This is a genomic window from Mesorhizobium sp. M1004 (assembly GCF_040318795.1).
Classification (GTDB): Bacteria; Pseudomonadota; Alphaproteobacteria; order Rhizobiales; family Rhizobiaceae; genus Mesorhizobium.
The window spans coordinates 49,685-67,485 of the sequence record NZ_JAMYNB010000002.1 but is presented as its reverse complement, the minus strand read 5'-3'; the positions used below and the strand labels follow the sequence as shown (position 1 = coordinate 67,485).

The following is a 17,801-nucleotide window of genomic DNA, read 5'->3' as shown; positions in this document are numbered from 1 at the left end:
TGTCTCCGCAAATGGCCTTCGCGGCCGAGGCCCGCGGCCTGCCCGATGCTGCCATGTCGCTGTGGTGGGCGCTGCCTTTCGCCGGCCTGCTGCTCTCGATCGCCACCGGACCGCTGCTGTTCCACTATGTCTGGGAGCATCATTACGGCAAGATCGCCGCCGGCTGGGCAGCGCTGGCGGTCATCCCGCTGATGGTTGCATTCGGCGTTCCGGTAGCCGGTGAAGCCGTGCTGCACACGCTGCTCACCGAATACATGTCCTTCATTATCCTGCTGTTCGCGCTCTACACCATTTCGGGCGGCATCCTTGTCGCCGGCAACATCCATGGCACGCCGCTGGTCAATGCCGGGCTGCTGCTCGTCGGGGCGATGCTGGCCTCGGTGATCGGCACCACCGGCGCCTCGATGATCCTGATCCGGCCGATGCTGCGCGCCAACGACAACCGGCAGTTCAACGCCCATGTCGTCATCTTCTTCATCTTCCTGGTGTCCAACATCGGCGGCTCGTTGACGCCCTTGGGCGACCCGCCATTGTTCGTCGGCTTCCTGCGCGGCGTCGACTTCTTCTGGACGTCGGCGAACCTCTGGCGCGAGACGCTGTTTACCGGCGGCCTGGTGCTGCTTGTCTTCCTGGCCATCGACATCATGCTGCATCGCCGTGAAGGCGGCGCGCCGAAGATCAAGGATCCGACGCCGGATACGAAGGTGCGCCTTCGCGGCCTGGCCAATCTGCCGCTGCTGGCCGGCGTCATTGCCGCGATCCTGCTGTCGGCAGCGTGGAAGCCGGGCGTGAGCTTTTCAGTGCTGGGCGTGAGCCTCGAACTGCAGAACCTGGCGCGCGACGCCATTATCCTGGGGCTCGCCGGACTGTCGCTTGTCGTGTCACTCAAGAGCCATCGCGAGGCCAACGGCTTCACCTGGGGCCCGATCGCGGAGGTGGCGAAACTGTTTGCTGGCATCTTCATCTGCATCGTGCCGGTCATTGCCATCCTTCGCGCCGGCCATGACGGCGCGCTGGCGCCGCTGGTCGCGCTGGTGACGTCACCCACCGGGCAGCCCAATGATCTCGCCTATTTCTGGCTGACCGGCGGGCTGTCGTCCTTCCTCGACAATGCGCCGACCTATCTGGTGTTCTTCGAACTCGCAGGCGGCGACGCGCGGCACCTGATGACGGAGGCGGCCTCGACGCTGGCCGCGATCTCGGCCGGCGCGGTGTTCATGGGGGCCAACACCTATATCGGCAATGCACCCAACTTCATGGTCTACGCCATCGCCCGACACCGCGGTGTGAAGATGCCGGGCTTCTTCGGCTACATGGCATGGTCAGGGCTGGTGCTGATCCCGATCTTTTTGATCGCCGGGTTCCTGTTTTTCGGCTGATCAGCCGACGCCGACATAGCGCCTGACTGCCGATGGGTCGGCGCGCAATTGCTCGACATCGACGGTCTCGCGGTTGCGGCCGTTTTCGATGAAGCAGACGCGGTCGGCGACCGACAGCACGGCGTCGACGCGCTGTTCGACCAGAATGGTGGAGACACCTAGCTCACGCAGCTTCACCACCGTCTCGCGGATCTTGGCGATCATCGACGGCATCAGCCCTTCGGTCGGCTCGTCTAGCAACAGCACCTGCGGCTCCAGACAAAGCGCGCGGGCCATGGCCAGCATCTGCTGTTCGCCACCGGACAAAGTGCCGGAGCGCTGCCGCAGCCGCTGGCGCAGCAGCGGGAAGAGGTCGAGCACGCTCTCGCGCGTCGCTCTTCCCTTGCCGCGCGCCATCAGGCCGATCTCGATGTTTTCCGCCACCGTCATCTCGGCGAACAGCCGCCTGCCCTGGGGCACATAGGCGACGCCGGCCTTGGGCACCTCATGCGCCGCCAGGCCGGTCAACTCCTTGCCGGCGAGCCGGATCGAACCGGCGCTCGACCGAACCAGCCCCATGATCGCTTTCAGCGTCGTCGTCTTGCCGGCGCCGTTGCGACCGAACAGGCACAGCACCTCGCCCTTGTTGAGCACTAGGTCGAGCCCATAGAGCACCTGAACCTCGCCATAGAAGCAGTCGAGCCTGGAGATAGTCAGCGCTTCAGTCTCGTGGGCTTCAGTCTTGGGGGCTTCGCTCATGGCGCCGTCCCCAGATAGGCTTCCTGCACCTGTGTGTTGGCGCGAACCTGTTCGGGCGTGCCTTCGGCCAGGATCCTGCCGGCGTTGAAGACCGTGATGCGGTCGGCCAGCTGCATGACGACAGGCATGTTGTGCTCGATCAAAAGCACGGTGGCGCTCTTGGCGATCTCGCGCACCAGTTCGATGAAATTGTCGATCTCGCTGTCGGCCAGCCCTTGCGTCGGCTCGTCGAGGATCAAAAGCCGCGGCTTCAGCGCCAGGCCCATTGCCACTTCCAGCAGGCGCTGATGGCCGTAGGAAAGCTGGCCGGCCGGCATATGGGCGCGGCCGGCCAGTCCGGTGCGTTCCAGCGCGGCCATGACGCCGGTGCGCACCGCACCTTTCGAGCGGGCATCGGTCAGCGTGCGCTGCACCGGCAGCGCGACATTATCGTAGGCAGAGAGGTTGGCGAAGACGCTGGTGATCTGGAAGGTGTAGGCGATGCCCCGGCGCACCCTGAGATAGGCCGGCTGGCTGGTGATGTCGGCGCCGTCGAAGACGATCATGCCGGACGATGGCTGAATGCGGCCGCTGACCAGGCTGACGAAGGTGGTTTTGCCAGCGCCATTGGGACCGATGACGGCGCGGATCTCGCCCGGCATCAGCTGAAAATCGACACCGTCGACGGCGCGCAGGCCGCCGAAACTGCGCGCCAGGCCTTTGGTGGTCAGCAACGGCATCATGGCAGCCACCCGAGCCAGCGCTGGCGGATGGTGCCCAGAATGCCTTTGGGGAAAAACAGCACCAGCAGGATGAGCGCAATACCGACGATCAGGAGATAGGCGGAGGTGTAGCCGCTGGCGGTGTCGATGACATAGTACATGAACACCGTGCCGAGCAGCGCGCCCAGCGTCGTGGCGGCGCCGCCGAGCAGCACCCAGAGCAGCGGCAGGATGGAATACTGCACCGAGGCAAAGCTCGAGCCGACATAGCCGAACAGCAGCGCATAGGCCGCACCCGAGGCGGCGCAGATGGTGCCGGAGACGACGACGGCGATCAGCTTGTTGGAGAAGGTGTCGTAGCCCAGCATTTTCGTGCGCTCCTCGTTCTCGCGCACCGCGACCAGCACGCGGCCATAGCGGGAGCGGACGATGGCGAGGGTGATCAGCAGCACGACCGAGAACAGCGCCAGCGCGCTCATGTAGCGCACGGTCGGGTTGGTGAGGTCGAGCGATGTCGAGCCGAAGGCCAGAACCCGCGCCGGCTGCGGCACCACCAGACCCTGGTCGCCGCCGGTCCAGGCGGCGAAATAGAGGATGGTGAGGTAAAACACCTGCGCGAACATCATGGTGACGATCATGAAGGCGACGCCGGTGGTGCGCAGCGCCAGCAGGCCGATCACAAGTGCCAGCAGCGCGCCGCAGGCGATACCGGCGAGGAAAGCCAAAGGCACGCTCCAGCCGAGATGGATGACGGCGAGACCAGCGCCATAGAGCCCGGCGGCGAAGAACATGGCGTGGCCGAGGCTGAGCAGGCCGACATAGCCGAACAGCATGTTGTAGCCCATGGCGAACACCGCCAGCACCATGATGCGGGCGAGCAGGCCGTGATGATAATCCGGCAGGACGAAGCTCAGGGCGAACAGCAGCGCGATGGCGCCGATATGCAATGCATACGCTTTTGCCGGCGAAGCTTCGCTCATCGCGGCGCCTGCCCGAACAGGCCTTGCGGCCTGAACACCAGCACCATGGCCACCAGCAGCGTGGCTATGATCTTGGCCAAAGTCGGCGAGAAGAACACCGAGATGATGCCATCGGACAGGCCGATCAGCACGGCGGCAACGACGGTGCCGCGCAGCGAGCCGAGGCCGCCGATGATGACGACGATGAAGGACAACAGCAGCGGGTCCTGCCCCATCAGGTAGTGCGCCTGACTGATCGGCACGATCAGCACGGCGGCGATGGCCGCCAGCATGGCGCCGAGCGCGAAGACGCCGGCATAGACGCGGGCGACCGGAATGCCGAAGGCCTGCGCCGTCTCGCTGTCATATTGGGTGGCGCGCATGATGAGGCCGATCTTGGTGCGCGTCAGCACCAGCCAGGTGGCGATGAGCAGAAGGGCCGAAGCGGCAATGATCGACAGCTTGTAGCCGGAATAGCCGAACCAGGGCAAAAGGATGCGGTAGCTGAAGGGCGGCTCCACCGGGCGGGCTTCCGGGCCATAGAAGCTCAACGCCAGCTGCTGGATGATGTAGAGCATGCCGATCGTGGCGACGATGGTGGCTTCCGGATTGTAATTGAGCCGCCGCAGCACAAGCCGCTCGGCTACCAGCGCAATGGCGCCGACAATCAGCGGCGCAATCACCAGCGCCGCCAGGAAGCCGAGCGTGGGATGGCCGGGTATCGCCGTCGAGATCGCCCAGGCCAGCACCGCGCCCAGCATGAAGAACTCGCCATGGGCGACGTTGACGACGCGCATGACGCCGAACACCAGCGACAGCCCAAGCGCCGTCAGCGCCAGCACGGCTGAGGTGACAAGGCCTTCGAGGGCGGCGAGGAGGAGATGGGGTCCGAAATGCATTCAGGGCGCCCTTACCCTCCCCTTGTGGGGAGGGTGACCGCGCAGCGGTCGGGTGGGGGTTGGGCACGGGCCGTCGCGACCCCCACCCCGTCTCGCAAGCTTCGCAAAAGTGCGAAGCTTGCGTGCCGACCCTCCCCACAAGGGGGAGGGTAAGGCGCCTCACAGCGCCTGCGTCGTATAATCCCCTTCGGCCTCGTAAAGCCCGTCCTCGATCTTGGTCTTGTGGACGACATTCAGCTTGCCACCTTCGACCTTGGAGATGTTCTGGATGCCAAAACACTGGTGGATCTTGCCGTTGAAGGTCTTCGGCCCCTGCGGATGCTCCGGCCCTTCGGCGAATTCGGTCAGCGCCTCGGTCGCCTCGACCAGCTTGGCGCGGTCTTCCAGGCCCTTGTAGCCGGCGTCTTCCATCGCCTTCTTGACGACATAGAGCGTCTCCCAGCAGCCGAACATGTGGGCGGCGGTGGAGACGTCCTTGGGGTCGCCGACGGCAGCGCCATTTTCGTCGATGCCAACGGCGGCGCGGTAGGCTTTCTGCGCGGCCGAGTCATTGGCCTGGGCATAGCGCGGCGAGCCTTCCCAGAAATGGCTGCCGTCCAGGAATTCGAGGCCGGGGCTGTTGATGTCGGTGGCTTCGAGCGAATCGATGAAGCCGAACAGCTGCGGCCGGTTGGAGCCGTAGAACTCGCCGAGTTCCTTGACGAAGGTGAGCACGGCCGGGCCGACCATCACGTGGTAGATGACTTCGGTCTCGGCCGGTATCTGCGGGAAGTATTTCGTAAAAGACGACTCTGTCGGCGGGATGGCGATCTGGGCGATGACCTCGGCGCCTTGCGCCTTCAGCGCCGGCGGCAGGTAGTCGCGATGGTCGTAGCCGAAGGCGAAATCCGGGAAGATCTGCGTCACCTTCTTGCCGGCATTGGCCGCGATCCATGGCGCCATCGACTGGATCTGGCTCTTCACATCGGTGATGCCGGGCTGGAAGACGTAGCGGTTGAGCTTGGTCGAAGCGACATGGTGGCCTTCGCTGACGACGAAATAAGGGATCTTGTTTTCGCCGGCGGCCGGCGCCGAGCCGATCACGACATGCGAGAACAGCGTGCCGAAGACGATGTCGGTCTTGTGCTGGGTGGCGAACTTGCCGACCACTTCGGCGCCACGGCCGGGATCGGTGCCGTCATCCTCGATCACCAGTTCGACCGGCCGGCCGTTGATGCCGCCGGCATCGTTGATCGCCTTGACCGCGGCGGCACTGGTCTTTTCGTACCAGCGGCCATAGGCGGCGCCGATGCCGGTGCGGTGCGACTGGAAGCCGATCTTGATTGGCGCCGAACTCTGCGCCTGGCTGTAGCGGACGAAGCCGGGCGCGAGCGTCAGCCCGGCGCCGGCGGCGAGACCTTTCAGCGCGGTGCGGCGGCTAAGGGTGGATTTGGAGAGATCGAAAAACCCATTCTTGTCAGTCACGGCAGTTCCCCTGTTTTTGAGTTTTGACTGTCTGTAACGAGGCAAGGCCACTCCCTTGCAGGAGGGGCAGAAATTGCATGTGTACAAACTAAATCACCAAAGCACAGAGCTTGCAAGCGGGCTTTCCGCAAAGGCATGTTGATCAGCTTGTCTCATCCGGCCGTCGGCGTGGCAAGCAACCACAGGCCGAAGATCGTGTAGGCAATCATCAGCATGGTGAGCGGCAACTGGCTGAGGGCGGCGCGCGATGGCACCTGGTGCAGTCGCCAGGCCAGTCCATGGGCAACGAGCACCGCCAGCATATGGCCGGCGATGATGATGCCGGCCTGCAGGTTCCACAGCCACCAGGCGGAGTGGGCCCCGGCGACGATGCCGGCCTCGATCTGCATGTCGGCGGCGCCGAACAGGTTCCATCCCAGCGCGAACGGGTCGGACAGAGCGGCGATCGCATACTGGCCGTCGACCAGCAGCGCCGTCAGATAGTGCGCGACATGATAGGCGAGCGCGATCGGCACGATCGACCACACCAGCAGCCTGGCGGCCTCGCGGAGGGAATGTCGGCTGCCGGCGAGGCGCTGGCCGAGGATGACGGCCAGCAGGAATGCCGCCGCCAGCAGAACGAAGGTCAGCACGAGGCCGAAGCTGCTAATGCCGATGAGCGCGGTGCGGCCGGGATATTCCAGCGGGTTGATGCCGGACAGGCCGAGCCAGAAGAAGGTTTTCGACAGGCCGTCGAAGGACACCGATGACAGGCTGAGCAGCAGGAAAGCGATGCCGCTTGCCGGCAGGGGTGCCGCGCCGAGCAGTTTTGAGCCCGGCCAGCAGAGAGCGAGCCGCCCGTGTTCATTGCGCTCGACGATGGCGAAGCGCGCCACCATGGCGAAGAACACCGTCAGGAATTCGCCGCGCCGGCTCCAATCGCGGTAGCCGAAGGCGAGCATGGCGATGAAGGTAAGCAACCAGTAGAGGCCGGCGGCATAGGCCAGCCGCGCCGGGTCGTCGGGCGCCGGGTCGATCAGCTCGAACCAGGCAAAGGCGAAGAACAGGATAACGGCTGGCCAGCAGCCGAGCCATGAAGGCAAACGCAATTTCTGTCCCTCACCGCCACGAAGCTTGAACAGGCGGCTTACGATCCGCCACGGGCCATACCATGGATTCGGCCACGACCAGACATCGCCGAACAGGCCTTGCGCGATGGCAAGGCCGACCCAGAGCAGCGTCCAGATGGTCAGGGGCAGCGGATTGGAGAGCGGGTCGCGGCTGCCGAACAGGCCGGCGGCGATGAGCGTTGCGAAACCGGCAAAGGAGATGAGGCTGATGATTGTGCGAGGGGTGTCGGCGAATGGGAAGAGCGGCAGGCGGCGGCGCCAGAAGCGGTCGAGGGTTGCGGGTGGCAGCAGGGCGAGGACGAGGAAGCTTACCGCGACGGCAAGCGCGCCGCCGGCGATGTAGTAGCCGGTCGGGAGGAGGAGGACGTGGCCGCGGTCGGAGGCGTGGGCGAAGGCAGGGGTGGGGAGGAGTGTGAGGGTGGGGGAGCAGGCGACATATGTCAGCCTGACGCGATCCTTCACACCCCCCTCTGGCCTGCCGGCCATCTCCCCCGCAAGGGGGGAGATTGGATGTCGCCGGGGCTTTCGCCAACTTTCAAGGGTAAAGAAAGAGGCGCGGTACTCGATGCTGCCAATCTCCCCCCTTGCGGGGGAGATGTCCGGCAGGACAGAGGGGGGTGGGCGGCAACTCACGCTATCGCGATTTCCATTTCGTCCAGCAAGGCACCCGCCGACCCTCAAACCTTGACCAGCTGCTCCACGCGGTCCTTCGCCCCAAAAATCCGGAGATAGCGCTCGATCTCCTTCTTGTCGCCCGTCGCTTTCGCCGGATTGTCCGACAGCTTCACCGCCGGCCGGCCATTGGCCTCCGTCACCTTGCAGACCAGCGATATCGCATCCAGGCTGTTGGTTTCGGTCGGCGCGCAGCCTTCGAAATCGTTGGTGAGGTTGGTGCCCCAGCCGAAGGACATGCGCACCTTGCCCTTGAAGTGCCTGTAGGTCTCCTCGATGGTTTCGACCTCGAGACCGTCGGAGAAGATCAGCAGCTTCTGCCTGGGGTCCTTGCCCTTCTCGCGCCACCAGTCGATGATTTTTTCGCCGCCTTCGATCGGCGGCGCGCTGTCGGGGCGGAAGCCGGTCCAGTCGGCGACCCAGTCCGGGGCGTCGCGCAGGAAGGATGCGGTGCCGAAAGCGTCGGGCAGCACGATCAGCAGGTTGCCGCCGTAATAGCGCTGCCAGTCCTGCAGCACCTTGTAGGGCGATTCCTTCAATTCCTTTTCCGACTTGGCAAGGGCGGCAAAAACCATCGGCAATTCATGCGCGTTGGTGCCGAGCGCTTCGAGGTCGTTGTCCATGGCCAGCAGCACGTTCGAGGTGCCGGTGAAGGCTTCGCCAATGCCTTCCTTGAGCGCCTCGACGCACCAGCGCTGCCACAGGAAGGAATGGCGGCGGCGGGTGCCGAAATCGGAGATGCGGATGCCGGGCAGCGCCTTCAAGCGTTCGGTCTTGGCCCACATCTTCCCCTTGGCGCGTGCATAGAGCACGTCAAGCGCGAAGGGACCGAAGGCGCGCATGGCGGCGCGGGAACGAAGCTCATTGATGATCGCCAGCGCCGGGATTTCCCACAGGGTGGTGTACATCCAGGGACCGCTGAAGGAGAGCTCGTACTGACCGTCGCGCTTGGACAGCTCGTAGTCGGGCAGCCGAAAACCTTCCAGCCAGGCGAGGAATTCCGGCTCGAAGATCTGCTTGCGGCCATAGAAATTGTTACCGCCAAGCCAGATCATCTCCTTCTTGGAGAAGCGCAGCGTGCGGGCATGGTCGAGCTGGTCGCGCAATTCGCCTTCGTCGATGTCGTCGGCCAGGCGCACCGAGGTGGTGCGGTTGATCAGCGAAAAGGTGGCGTCGACCTTGGGGTACATGCCCCAGATCATCTGCAGCATCAGAAGCTTGTAGAAATCGGTGTCGAGCAGGCTGCGGACGATCGGGTCCAGCTTCCAGGTGTGGTTGTAGACGCGCCGCGCTATATCGGTTCTTGCCATGTCCTGCCGTCGCCTTCGCTGCTCACGTCTTTCTTACGCAATTCCGGACGGGAAACCGCCGCACAGTTTTCCTGGAATTGCCGGGCAAGAGCTTATTAGCATTGAATTTTTGAAAGCGCCTCCCGCTTTCCGGGCTGGCCCGACAAAAAGCAGCCGCTCAGGTCCAGCCTCAACTCTTGGCGCCCACCACCCGCAGCGCCGGACGCTTCCTGCGGCTGCCGATGCGGCCGGCCACCGGCGCGTCGGCCCGGCTGTCGGCCTGTTCCTTTTCGGCAAACAGCCAGTCGACGAACAATTGCACGATAGGCGCCGAACGCATCTCGTTGCGGCAGACGACGTAGAAATCATCGACCGCCGGCACCGACAGGCTGAACGGCGCCACCAGCAGGCCCCTGGCGAGCAGCATGCTGGCGGTGACGGAATCGCCGAGAGCCACGCCATGTCCGTGCACCGCGGCTTCGATCGCCGTACGGGCGTCGCCGAGATGGTGGCGGCGGCCACGTTCGAGGTCGAGCCCATCGGCGGCGGCCAGCCAGGTGTGCCATTCGCGGCCATCATCGCCATGCAGGATGACATGGCCAGCAAGATCCCGGCAGATGCGGAGCGGCCGGTTGTTGATCAGCGTCGGGCTGACCACCGGGAACAGTTCGAGGCCCGACCATTTGCGCATCCAGCAATCGGTCCAGCTGCCGTCGCCATAGAGCACGCAGACATCGACCTGTGGGGCGCGGATGTCCTTGGGGTCGTTGGACGGGATCAGCGTCAACCTGATATCAGGATATTGCGCCATGAAGCTGCCGAGCCGCGGCGTCATCCACAGAAGCAGCAGCGCCGGCACGCAGGAGACCGACAGCGTACCGGCGCTGGCTGGCCTGGTCATGCGCTGGGTGGCGGCGGCGATGCCGTCGAAGGCGGTCGAGACCGCCGGCAGCAATTCGGCGCCGTGCGGGGTGAGCTTTACCCGCTGTCCGGTGCGTTCGAACAGTTTTACGCCGAGTGATTGCTCGAGCGCCTTGATCTGGTGGCTGATTGCGCCGTGGGTGACGTTGAGCTCACTCGCCGCCTTGGTCAGCGAGGCATGCCGCGCCGTCGCCTCGAAGGCGCGCAAGGGATTCAAGGGGGGCAGACGCTTGGCCATGAGCAACCGGATACTCTGTGAGATTTTCTCACAATCAGCACCGTAACAATATCAATTGATTTTTCAATGCGGCTGCCGGACACTTTGGCAGGTCAACAGCATCAATGACGTGAAATCTACAGGCAGCCAGCGGGACAGCGACCCGGCCGGATGATGGTCAGTTCGCAGATGTCGCCACGGCCGCATGCATCAGCCCGCAGGAGGAGACCGACATGGGTTATGACAGAGGCAAGCTGGAAGCCTTGCGCCGCAAGTATGGCGAGAGCCATGGCGGCGAGATGTTCGACCCGAAGTTCCGCAAGGTCGCGGACAAGATCTTCTCCAAGAGCGGCACAAGGCTGGCGCCCTATGCCGGCATCCCCACCTTCCTCGCCGCGCCCTACCGTGAAATCGCTGCCGACAATCCGGATTTCGGCGATTTGCAGGTGGCGATCATCGGCGTGCCGATGGATCTCGGCGTCACCAACCGGCCCGGCTCGCGCTTCGGGCCAAGGGCGCTGCGCGCCATCGAGCGCATCGGCCCTTACAATCATGTGCTGGAATGCGCGCCGACGCATGAGCTGCGCGTCGCCGACATCGGCGATACGCCGTTCCGCAGCCGCTACCGGCTGGAGGTCAGCCACGAAGATATCGAGCGCCGCACCAACCAGATCGTCGATGCCGGCGTGCTGCCGCTCTCGGTCGGAGGCGACCACTCGATCAGCCATCCGATCCTGAAGGCGGTCGGCAAAAAGGCGCCGGTCGGCATGATCCACATCGACGCTCATTGCGACACAAGCGGGCTGTTCGACATGACCAAGTTCCATCATGGCGGACCGTTCCGCAACGCGGTGCTGGACGGCGTGCTCGACCCCACCCGCACCATCCAGATCGGCATCCGCGGCTCGGCGGAGTATCTGTGGGAGTTCACCTATGAATCCGGCATGACGGTCGTGCATGCCGAAGAGGTGACGGGTCTCGGCATTCCGGCCATCATCGAGAAGGCGCGCAGAATAGTCGGCGACGGCCCGACCTACATTTCCTTCGACGTCGACAGTGTCGATCCGGCCTTCGCGCCGGGTACCGGCACGCCGGAAATAGGCGGCCTGACGACGCGCGAGGTGCTCGAACTGCTGCGCGGCTTGAAAGGTCTCAACATTGTCGGCGGCGATGTCGTCGAGGTGGCGCCGCAATATGACGCGACCACCAACACCGCCCATGTCGGCGCCCAGGTCCTGTTCGAGATCCTGAGCCTGATGGTGTTCAGCCCGGCGATCACCGGCAAGGGGGCCTGACGGATTTCACATGCAAAGGCGGCCGCCGCGCTGGAGCCGGCGGCCGTTTCCAAAACAAACAAGCTTCCAGAAGGGGAATACCAATGACAATCCAAATGAAATCAACCATCGCCGCCGCGCTGATGCTCGCCGGCCTCGGCTTCGCCTCCCCGGCCAATGCCGACGCCGTCGACGACATCACCAAGGCCGGCGCCATCAATGTCGGCATCTTCTCCGACTTTCCACCCTTCTCCTCGGCCAGCGCCGATATGAGCATCAAGGGTTACGACGTCGACGTCGCGCAGGCGATCGCCGATTCACTCAAGGTGAAGCTCAATCTGGTCAGCGTCACCGGCCAGAACCGCATCCCGTATCTCACCGACAAGCGCGTCGATATCCTGATGAGCGTCGGCTATTCCAAGGAGCGCGAGGAGGTGATCGATTTCGCCGCCGCCTATGCGCCCTACTACATCGCCGTCATCGGTCCGGCAGCGCTTTCGATCAAAGGCAAGGAAGATCTCGCCGACAAGTCGATCGCCGTCAATCGCGGCACGCTCGAGGATACGTCGTTGACCGAAGCGGCGCCGTCATCGGCCGACATCAAGCGCTTCGACAACTACAATTCCGTCATCCAGGCCTTCATCTCCGGCCAGACCCAGCTGATGGTGGTCGGCAATGATGTCGGCGCCCAGGTGCTGGCCAAGCAGGACGCGCTGAAGCCGGAGCAGAAGTTCCAGCTCTTGACCTCGCCTTCGCATATCGGCCTCAACAAAAAAGAGGACCGGCTGAAGACGGCGGTCAATGATGCGGTTGCCAAGATGCTGGCCAACGGCAAGCTCGACGAGAGCTCGAAGGTCTGGCTGAAGACGCCGCTCAATCCCGACAACCTCAAGGATTGAGTTCTCGTGGCTTTTGCCTGGCTCCCAGGTGCTGTGGGCGACATCGCGCGCGGCGCGGCCACGACGATCCTGTTGATCGTCGTGACCACGCTCGTGGGCACGCTGCTCAGCATCCTGGGCGCTGCCGGCCGGCGCAACGGCCCGGTATTCGTGAAGCGCGCCATCGCGGTCTATGTCGAGGTGATGCGCAACACGCCGTTCCTGGTGCAGCTGTTCTTCATCTTCTTCGGCCTGCCCAGCCTCGGCATAAGGCTCGATCCGATCCTGGCAGCCATGTTGGCAATGACGCTCAACATGGCAGCCTACACCATTGAAATCGTCGGCGCCGGTCTCGATGCCGTGCCCGGCGGACAAACGGAAGCAGCGCTTGCACTGGGCTTGAGACCGCGCCAGGTGTTCATCAAGATCGTGCTGCCGCAGGCGCTCAAGGTGATCTACCCGGCGCTGACCAGCCAGATCGTCATCATGATGCTGGAATCGGCCGTGGTGTCGCAGATCGCCGTGCGCGAGCTGACCTATGAGGCCGACATGCTGCAAGCCCGCACCTTCCGGTCCTTCGAAACCTATTTCGTCGTGACCCTGGTCTACCTCGTCCTGTCCATGGCCTTGCGCCGGCTGCTGGTCACAGGCGGGCGCCGCGTATTGGGGGCAGGTGTCACATGATCGAATTCACCTTCTGGGACATCGTTCGCAATCTGCTGCTCGCCGCCCGCTGGACGGTGCTGTTGTCACTGGCGGCCTTTGTCGGCGGCGCGCTGGTCGGGCTGATCGTGCTGTTCTTCAGGATCGGAGAGAATAAATGGAGCCAGCGGGTCGCTTCCGGCTACATCGCCCTGTTCCAGGGAACGCCGCTGTTGATGCAGCTGTTCCTGATGTTCTTCGGCCTGCCGATGCTCGGCCTGCGCATCGAGCCATGGACTGCCGCCGTGCTCGGCCTGACCTTCTTCGCCAGCGCCTATCTGGCCGAGATCTGGCGCAGCGGCGTCGATGCGCTGCCGCGCGGGCAGTGGGACGCCGGCGCCAGCCTTGGCCTGCACCGTCTGCAGGAGCTCCGGCTGATCATCCTGCCGCAGGCCTTCTCGATCACAAGGGCGCCGATCATCGGCTTCCTGGTGCAGTTGATCAAATCGACGGCGCTGACCTCGATCATCGGCTTCGAGGAGCTGGTCAGAACCTCCAACGCCATCAACAACGCCACCTTCGAACCGTTCAAGGTCTACGGGCTGGTGGCGCTGATCTTCTTCGTCATGTGCTTTCCACTGACGCAATACGCCCGTACGCTCGAACAACGAGCGGCGGCCCACTGACGCCAGGCGGCGACAGTGCGTGAAGGGAACCTGCCGGAATAGAACGGCATCAACTGAGGAGAAACCAGATGAACAGACTGATTGGAAAATCCCTGACACGGCGCGGCGTGCTTGGTGCGGGCCTCGCTACAGCCGGCGTGCTGGCCATGCCGTCGATCCTGCGCGCGCAGGACAAGTCGCTGAAGGTCGGCGTCTATGGCGGCTATTTCAAGAAATCCTTTGACGAGCACGTCTTCCCAGATTTTACCAAGGCCACCGGCATTGCAGTGGAATCGGTCGCCGAGCCGACCGGCGAAGCCTGGCTGGTGCAGCTCGAACAAGCGTCCAAGGCCGGCCAGGCGCCGGCCGACCTTTCGATGATGTCGCAGACCTCGACGCTAAAGGGCCAGTCGACCGAATTGTGGACGCCGCTCGATACGTCGAAGTTCAAGCACTACAACGATTTGTTGCCGCGCTTCGTCAACAAATATCCGGATGGTCGCGTTGCCGGCATCGGCGCCGTCGCCTGGTGGATCACGCTGGTCTCCAACACCGATGTCTACAAAGATGCGCCGACCTCATGGGAGACGCTGTGGGACAAGGCCAATGAGGACAAGCTTGGCCTTCTGGCACTTGCCTCGAACTCGTTCCTGCTCGAAGTGACAGCCAAGACCTTCATGGGCGGCACCAATGCGCTCGACACCGAGGACGGACTGAACAAGGCGTTCGAAAAGCTCGCCGAGCTCAAGCCGAATGTCCGGCTGTGGTATCGCGACGAGGCGCAGTTCGAGCAGGCGCTGAAGTCGGGCGAGATCCCGATGGGCCAGTATTATCACGACGTCACCGGCCTCGCGGTCGCCGACGGCTTCCATGTCCGCTCGACCTTCCCGAAGGAAGGCGGCATCCAGGACTCCGGCAATTGGGTGCTGTCGCGCGCCTCGACCAAGGTCGACGAGGCGCATGCATTCATCGACTATATGAGCCAGCCGTCGATGCAGGGTCTGATGTCGCGCAAGGTCGGCACCACGCCGACGCTGAAGAAAGAGGTGCTCGACCTCAAGCCGGAAGAGTTCGCCGCGGTGTCGTCGGATATCGATCCGATCATCCCGCGCTATGACCTCTATACGTCGAAGGCCGACTGGATCAACCAGAAGTGGACCGAGCTGATCGTCGGCTGAGCCGCCCGTTCCGCTTGAAAACTGATCGGCCGCCGGATTTCCTCCGGCGGCCATTTCCTGGAATTGCTCCAGCGCACAGCCTGAGAGGGATGAGCATGTCCGGACTAGATATCAACGCCGTCACCAAAAAATTCGGCAACTTCGCCGCCGTCGACAATGTCCAGCTCAACGTGCCGCATGGCACGTTCGTGTGTCTGCTCGGCCCATCGGGCTGCGGCAAGACCACGCTGCTGCGCATGATTGCCGGACTGGAGGAGCCGACCAGCGGCGCCATCGTGCTCGACGGCGAGGACATCACGCCTTTGCCGACGCACAAGCGCAATCTCGGCATGGTGTTCCAGTCGCTGGCGCTGTTTCCGCATCTCTCTGTCGGCGACAACATCGCCTATGCGCTGCGCATTCGCGGCGCCTCGAAGGAGGAGCAGAAGAAGCGCGTCGACGAGTTGCTAGGCCTCATCCATCTGACCGGCTTTGCCGACCGCCCGGTGGCCAAACTGTCGGGCGGTCAGCGCCAGCGCGTGGCAATTGCACGGGCCTTGGCGCTGTCGCCGAAACTGTTCCTGCTCGACGAGCCGCTGTCGGCGCTCGACGCCAAACTGCGCGAGGCCATGCAGGTGGAACTGCGCCAGTTGCAGCAGCGGTTAGGCATCACCACCATCGTCGTCACCCACGACCAGCGCGAAGCCATGACCATGGCCGACCTCGTCGTCGTCATGGGCCACGGCAGGATCCTGCAGGCGGCGCCGCCGATCGAGATCTACCGCAAGCCGGCCGACGCCTTCGTCGCCGACTTCATCGGCATCACCAATCTGCTGCCGGCCGAGATCGACAGCACCGGGCGTACCACCATTCTGGGCACAGCCATTCCAGGTCTTGCCATGCCGGCGGGTCAGACTAAAGCGTCTGTATCGGTCCGCCCCGAGGATGTGCATCTCGGCAGCCCCGGCGGCTCGGCCATTACCGGCGAGGTGAGTTTCGTTCGCGATCTCGGCGGCACCATCGAGACCTTCGTCGATGTCGGCGGCACCAGCATCATTGCCGTGACGACGCCGCGCGAACGGCATGACGTGCCGGTCGGCGCCAAGGTCGGCGTAACGCTGCCGCCCGGCAGCTGCGTGGTGCTCGGCGCATGAGACGCGAGGCTCCGAAGTCGCTAGCCGACTACACGCCGCTGTTCTTTCCGGCGCTGATGCTGATAGTCTTCTTCGTCGTGCCCTTCTCGACGATGATCGCGGTGAGCTTCTTCAAGCGCAACCCGTCCGGTTTCTACACGCCGGATTTCGTGTTCGACAATTACGCCCGCTTCCTGTCGGTGTTCTTCGGCGGCGTGCTCGGCTTTTCGCTGCTGCTGGCGGTGCTGGTCGCCGTCTGCTGCGTGGCCATCGCCTTCCCCTTCACCTACCTCCTGACCCGCCGGCCGCGCCGCGTGCAGACGCTATGGCTGGTCGGCCTGCTGTCGGTGCTGTCGCTGTCGGAAGTCATCATCGGCTTTGCCTGGTCGACGCTGTTTTCGCGCACGGCGGGCATCACCAATCTGTTCGTGGCGATCGGGCTGATGGACAAGCCGGTGGCGCTGCTGCCGACCTTCGGCGCGGTGCTGACCGGCATGGTTTACCAGGCGCTGCCCTATACGATCCTGGTGCTTTACCCCGCTTTGGTCCGCCTCGATCCGACTCTGTTAGAGGCCGCGCGCACGCTCGGCGCCTCGCCTATCCGGGCCTTCTTCAACGTCGTCGCGCCGGCGCTGCGCAACACCATCGTGGCGACGCTGATCATGGTCTTCGTCTTTGCGCTCGGCTCCTATCTGCTACCGCAGATTCTGGGACGCCCGCAACACTGGACGCTGTCGGTGCTGATCACCGACCAGGCGATCTACCAGTCCAACATGCCGTTCGCAGCCGCGATGGCGGTGTTCCTGGTGCTGATCTCGCTGGCGCTGGTCGGACTGACGCTGCTCGTCGGACGAAGGGAGAACGCCCTATGACCGCGACCTTGCTGCGCCGTGTCTATTTCACCATCGTCGCGCTGTTCCTGGCGGCGCCGCTGATCGTCGTCGCCGGCGTGTCGGTGAATTCGCGGCAGGAGCTCAGCTTCCCCCCGGTCGGCTTCTCGCTCGCCTGGTACGCCCAGATCTTCACCGATCCGGAATGGCGGCTGGCGCTGATCCATTCGGTGACGCTGGCCGTCTGCTCGGCAGCCATTGCCGTGGCGGTCGCGCTGCCCCTGGCCTGGTTCCTGTGGCGGCGCATCGCGCCATGGGCGAACATCTTCCAGGTGCTGGGGCTTGCCCCCTTCATCCTGCCGCCGGTCATCACCGCGCTCGGCTTCCTCTCCTTCTGGGCGACGGTCGGGCTGTTCGGCCAGTTCTTCACCGCCATAATCAGCCACGCCATCTTCTTCGTGACGCTGCCGCTGGTGACGCTGTCGCTCGGCTTTGCCTCGATCGACCGCTCGCTGGTCGAGGCCGCGGCGACCATGGGCGCCGATGACCGCACAGTGCTGAAAACCGTGGTGCTGCCGTTGATCCTGCCCTACCTCGTCTCGGGCTACGCCTTCGCCTTCGTCTTGTCGCTCAACGAATACATCGTCGCCTACATGACGATCGGCTTCACCACCGAGACGCTGCCCATCAAGATCTTCAACGCGCTGCGCTACGGCTACACGCCGACCATGGCTTCGGTCTCGGTGTTCTTCGTGGCGGTGGCGGCACTGGTGTTCGGCTCGATCGCCAGGTTCGGCGATATACGCCGGCTGCTCGGCGCGATGTCGTCGGACGGGAGCTGAGCGCAATCATTTGTAACAGCACCCCTCGATCG

The 17,801-nt window shown here is 63.9% G+C and carries 17 protein-coding genes; 9 read left to right on the top strand and 8 right to left on the bottom strand.

Annotated elements, in window-relative coordinates; genetic code table 11:
• Positions 1-11 precede the first annotated feature (11 nt).
• On the top strand, positions 12-1,379 hold the full coding sequence (locus NKH54_RS04600; protein ID WP_050588706.1) for a sodium:proton antiporter: 1,368 nt from the start codon (positions 12-14) through the stop codon (positions 1,377-1,379).
• Here the strand turns inward: NKH54_RS04600 and NKH54_RS04595 are convergent, their stop codons facing one another.
• From NKH54_RS04595 to gcvA, 8 genes are all read right to left on the bottom strand, one after another.
• Complete coding sequence (locus tag NKH54_RS04595) at positions 1,380-2,117, bottom strand: ABC transporter ATP-binding protein (RefSeq protein WP_023683562.1); 738 nt, start codon at positions 2,115-2,117, stop codon at positions 1,380-1,382.
• Complete coding sequence (locus tag NKH54_RS04590) at positions 2,114-2,839, bottom strand: ABC transporter ATP-binding protein (protein WP_023683563.1); 726 nt, start codon at positions 2,837-2,839, stop codon at positions 2,114-2,116. Before NKH54_RS04590 ends, NKH54_RS04595 begins: the two co-directional genes overlap by 4 nt.
• Positions 2,836-3,798 (bottom strand): branched-chain amino acid ABC transporter permease, encoded by a 963-nt coding sequence (locus tag NKH54_RS04585; RefSeq protein ID WP_023683564.1) that lies wholly within the window; start codon positions 3,796-3,798, stop codon positions 2,836-2,838. The genes NKH54_RS04590 and NKH54_RS04585 overlap by 4 nt, the downstream gene beginning before the upstream one ends.
• On the bottom strand, positions 3,795-4,676 hold the full coding sequence (locus NKH54_RS04580) for a branched-chain amino acid ABC transporter permease (protein ID WP_023683565.1): 882 nt from the start codon (positions 4,674-4,676) through the stop codon (positions 3,795-3,797). The genes NKH54_RS04585 and NKH54_RS04580 overlap by 4 nt, the downstream gene beginning before the upstream one ends.
• Before the next feature lie 159 nt (positions 4,677-4,835).
• Positions 4,836-6,140 (bottom strand): ABC transporter substrate-binding protein, encoded by a 1,305-nt coding sequence (locus NKH54_RS04575; RefSeq protein ID WP_023683566.1) that lies wholly within the window; start codon positions 6,138-6,140, stop codon positions 4,836-4,838.
• A gap of 152 nt (positions 6,141-6,292) precedes the next feature.
• Positions 6,293-7,735: a hypothetical protein gene (locus NKH54_RS04570; protein ID WP_023700438.1), complete on the bottom strand. Its 1,443-nt coding sequence runs from the start codon at positions 7,733-7,735 to the stop codon at positions 6,293-6,295.
• A 191-nt stretch (positions 7,736-7,926) separates the two neighbouring features.
• Positions 7,927-9,231, bottom strand: coding sequence for a nicotinate phosphoribosyltransferase (pncB, locus tag NKH54_RS04565; RefSeq protein ID WP_023683568.1), 1,305 nt, complete (start codon positions 9,229-9,231; stop codon positions 7,927-7,929).
• Positions 9,232-9,400: 169 nt separating this feature from the next.
• The gene (gene gcvA / locus NKH54_RS04560) at positions 9,401-10,369 is read right to left on the bottom strand and encodes a transcriptional regulator GcvA (protein WP_023671280.1); all 969 of its coding nucleotides are present in this window, start codon (positions 10,367-10,369) and stop codon (positions 9,401-9,403) included.
• A gap of 212 nt (positions 10,370-10,581) precedes the next feature.
• On the opposite strand from gcvA, the gene speB reads away from it, so the two are divergent.
• From speB to NKH54_RS04520, 8 genes are all read left to right on the top strand, one after another.
• Positions 10,582-11,643, top strand: a complete 1,062-nt coding sequence (gene speB / locus NKH54_RS04555; protein WP_023714542.1) for an agmatinase — start codon at positions 10,582-10,584, stop codon at positions 11,641-11,643.
• 83 nt (positions 11,644-11,726) lie between these two features.
• The gene (locus NKH54_RS04550) at positions 11,727-12,521 is read left to right on the top strand and encodes a transporter substrate-binding domain-containing protein (RefSeq protein ID WP_352460783.1); all 795 of its coding nucleotides are present in this window, start codon (positions 11,727-11,729) and stop codon (positions 12,519-12,521) included.
• A gap of 6 nt (positions 12,522-12,527) precedes the next feature.
• The gene (locus tag NKH54_RS04545) at positions 12,528-13,184 is read left to right on the top strand and encodes an amino acid ABC transporter permease (protein ID WP_023671277.1); all 657 of its coding nucleotides are present in this window, start codon (positions 12,528-12,530) and stop codon (positions 13,182-13,184) included.
• Positions 13,181-13,828, top strand: coding sequence for an amino acid ABC transporter permease (locus NKH54_RS04540; protein ID WP_353027766.1), 648 nt, complete (start codon positions 13,181-13,183; stop codon positions 13,826-13,828). The genes NKH54_RS04545 and NKH54_RS04540 overlap by 4 nt, the downstream gene beginning before the upstream one ends.
• A 68-nt stretch (positions 13,829-13,896) precedes the next feature.
• A complete protein-coding gene (locus tag NKH54_RS04535) occupies positions 13,897-14,985 on the top strand; it encodes an ABC transporter substrate-binding protein (protein WP_023671275.1) in 1,089 nt (362 codons plus the stop codon).
• Between the two features lie 95 nt (positions 14,986-15,080).
• Positions 15,081-16,118, top strand: coding sequence for an ABC transporter ATP-binding protein (locus NKH54_RS04530; protein WP_023695892.1), 1,038 nt, complete (start codon positions 15,081-15,083; stop codon positions 16,116-16,118).
• The gene (locus NKH54_RS04525) at positions 16,115-16,969 is read left to right on the top strand and encodes an ABC transporter permease (protein WP_023742279.1); all 855 of its coding nucleotides are present in this window, start codon (positions 16,115-16,117) and stop codon (positions 16,967-16,969) included. Before NKH54_RS04530 ends, NKH54_RS04525 begins: the two co-directional genes overlap by 4 nt.
• Entirely contained in the window at positions 16,966-17,769 is an 804-nt protein-coding gene (locus NKH54_RS04520; protein WP_023671272.1) for an ABC transporter permease, read from the top strand. The genes NKH54_RS04525 and NKH54_RS04520 overlap by 4 nt, the downstream gene beginning before the upstream one ends.
• Positions 17,770-17,801 lie beyond the last annotated feature (32 nt).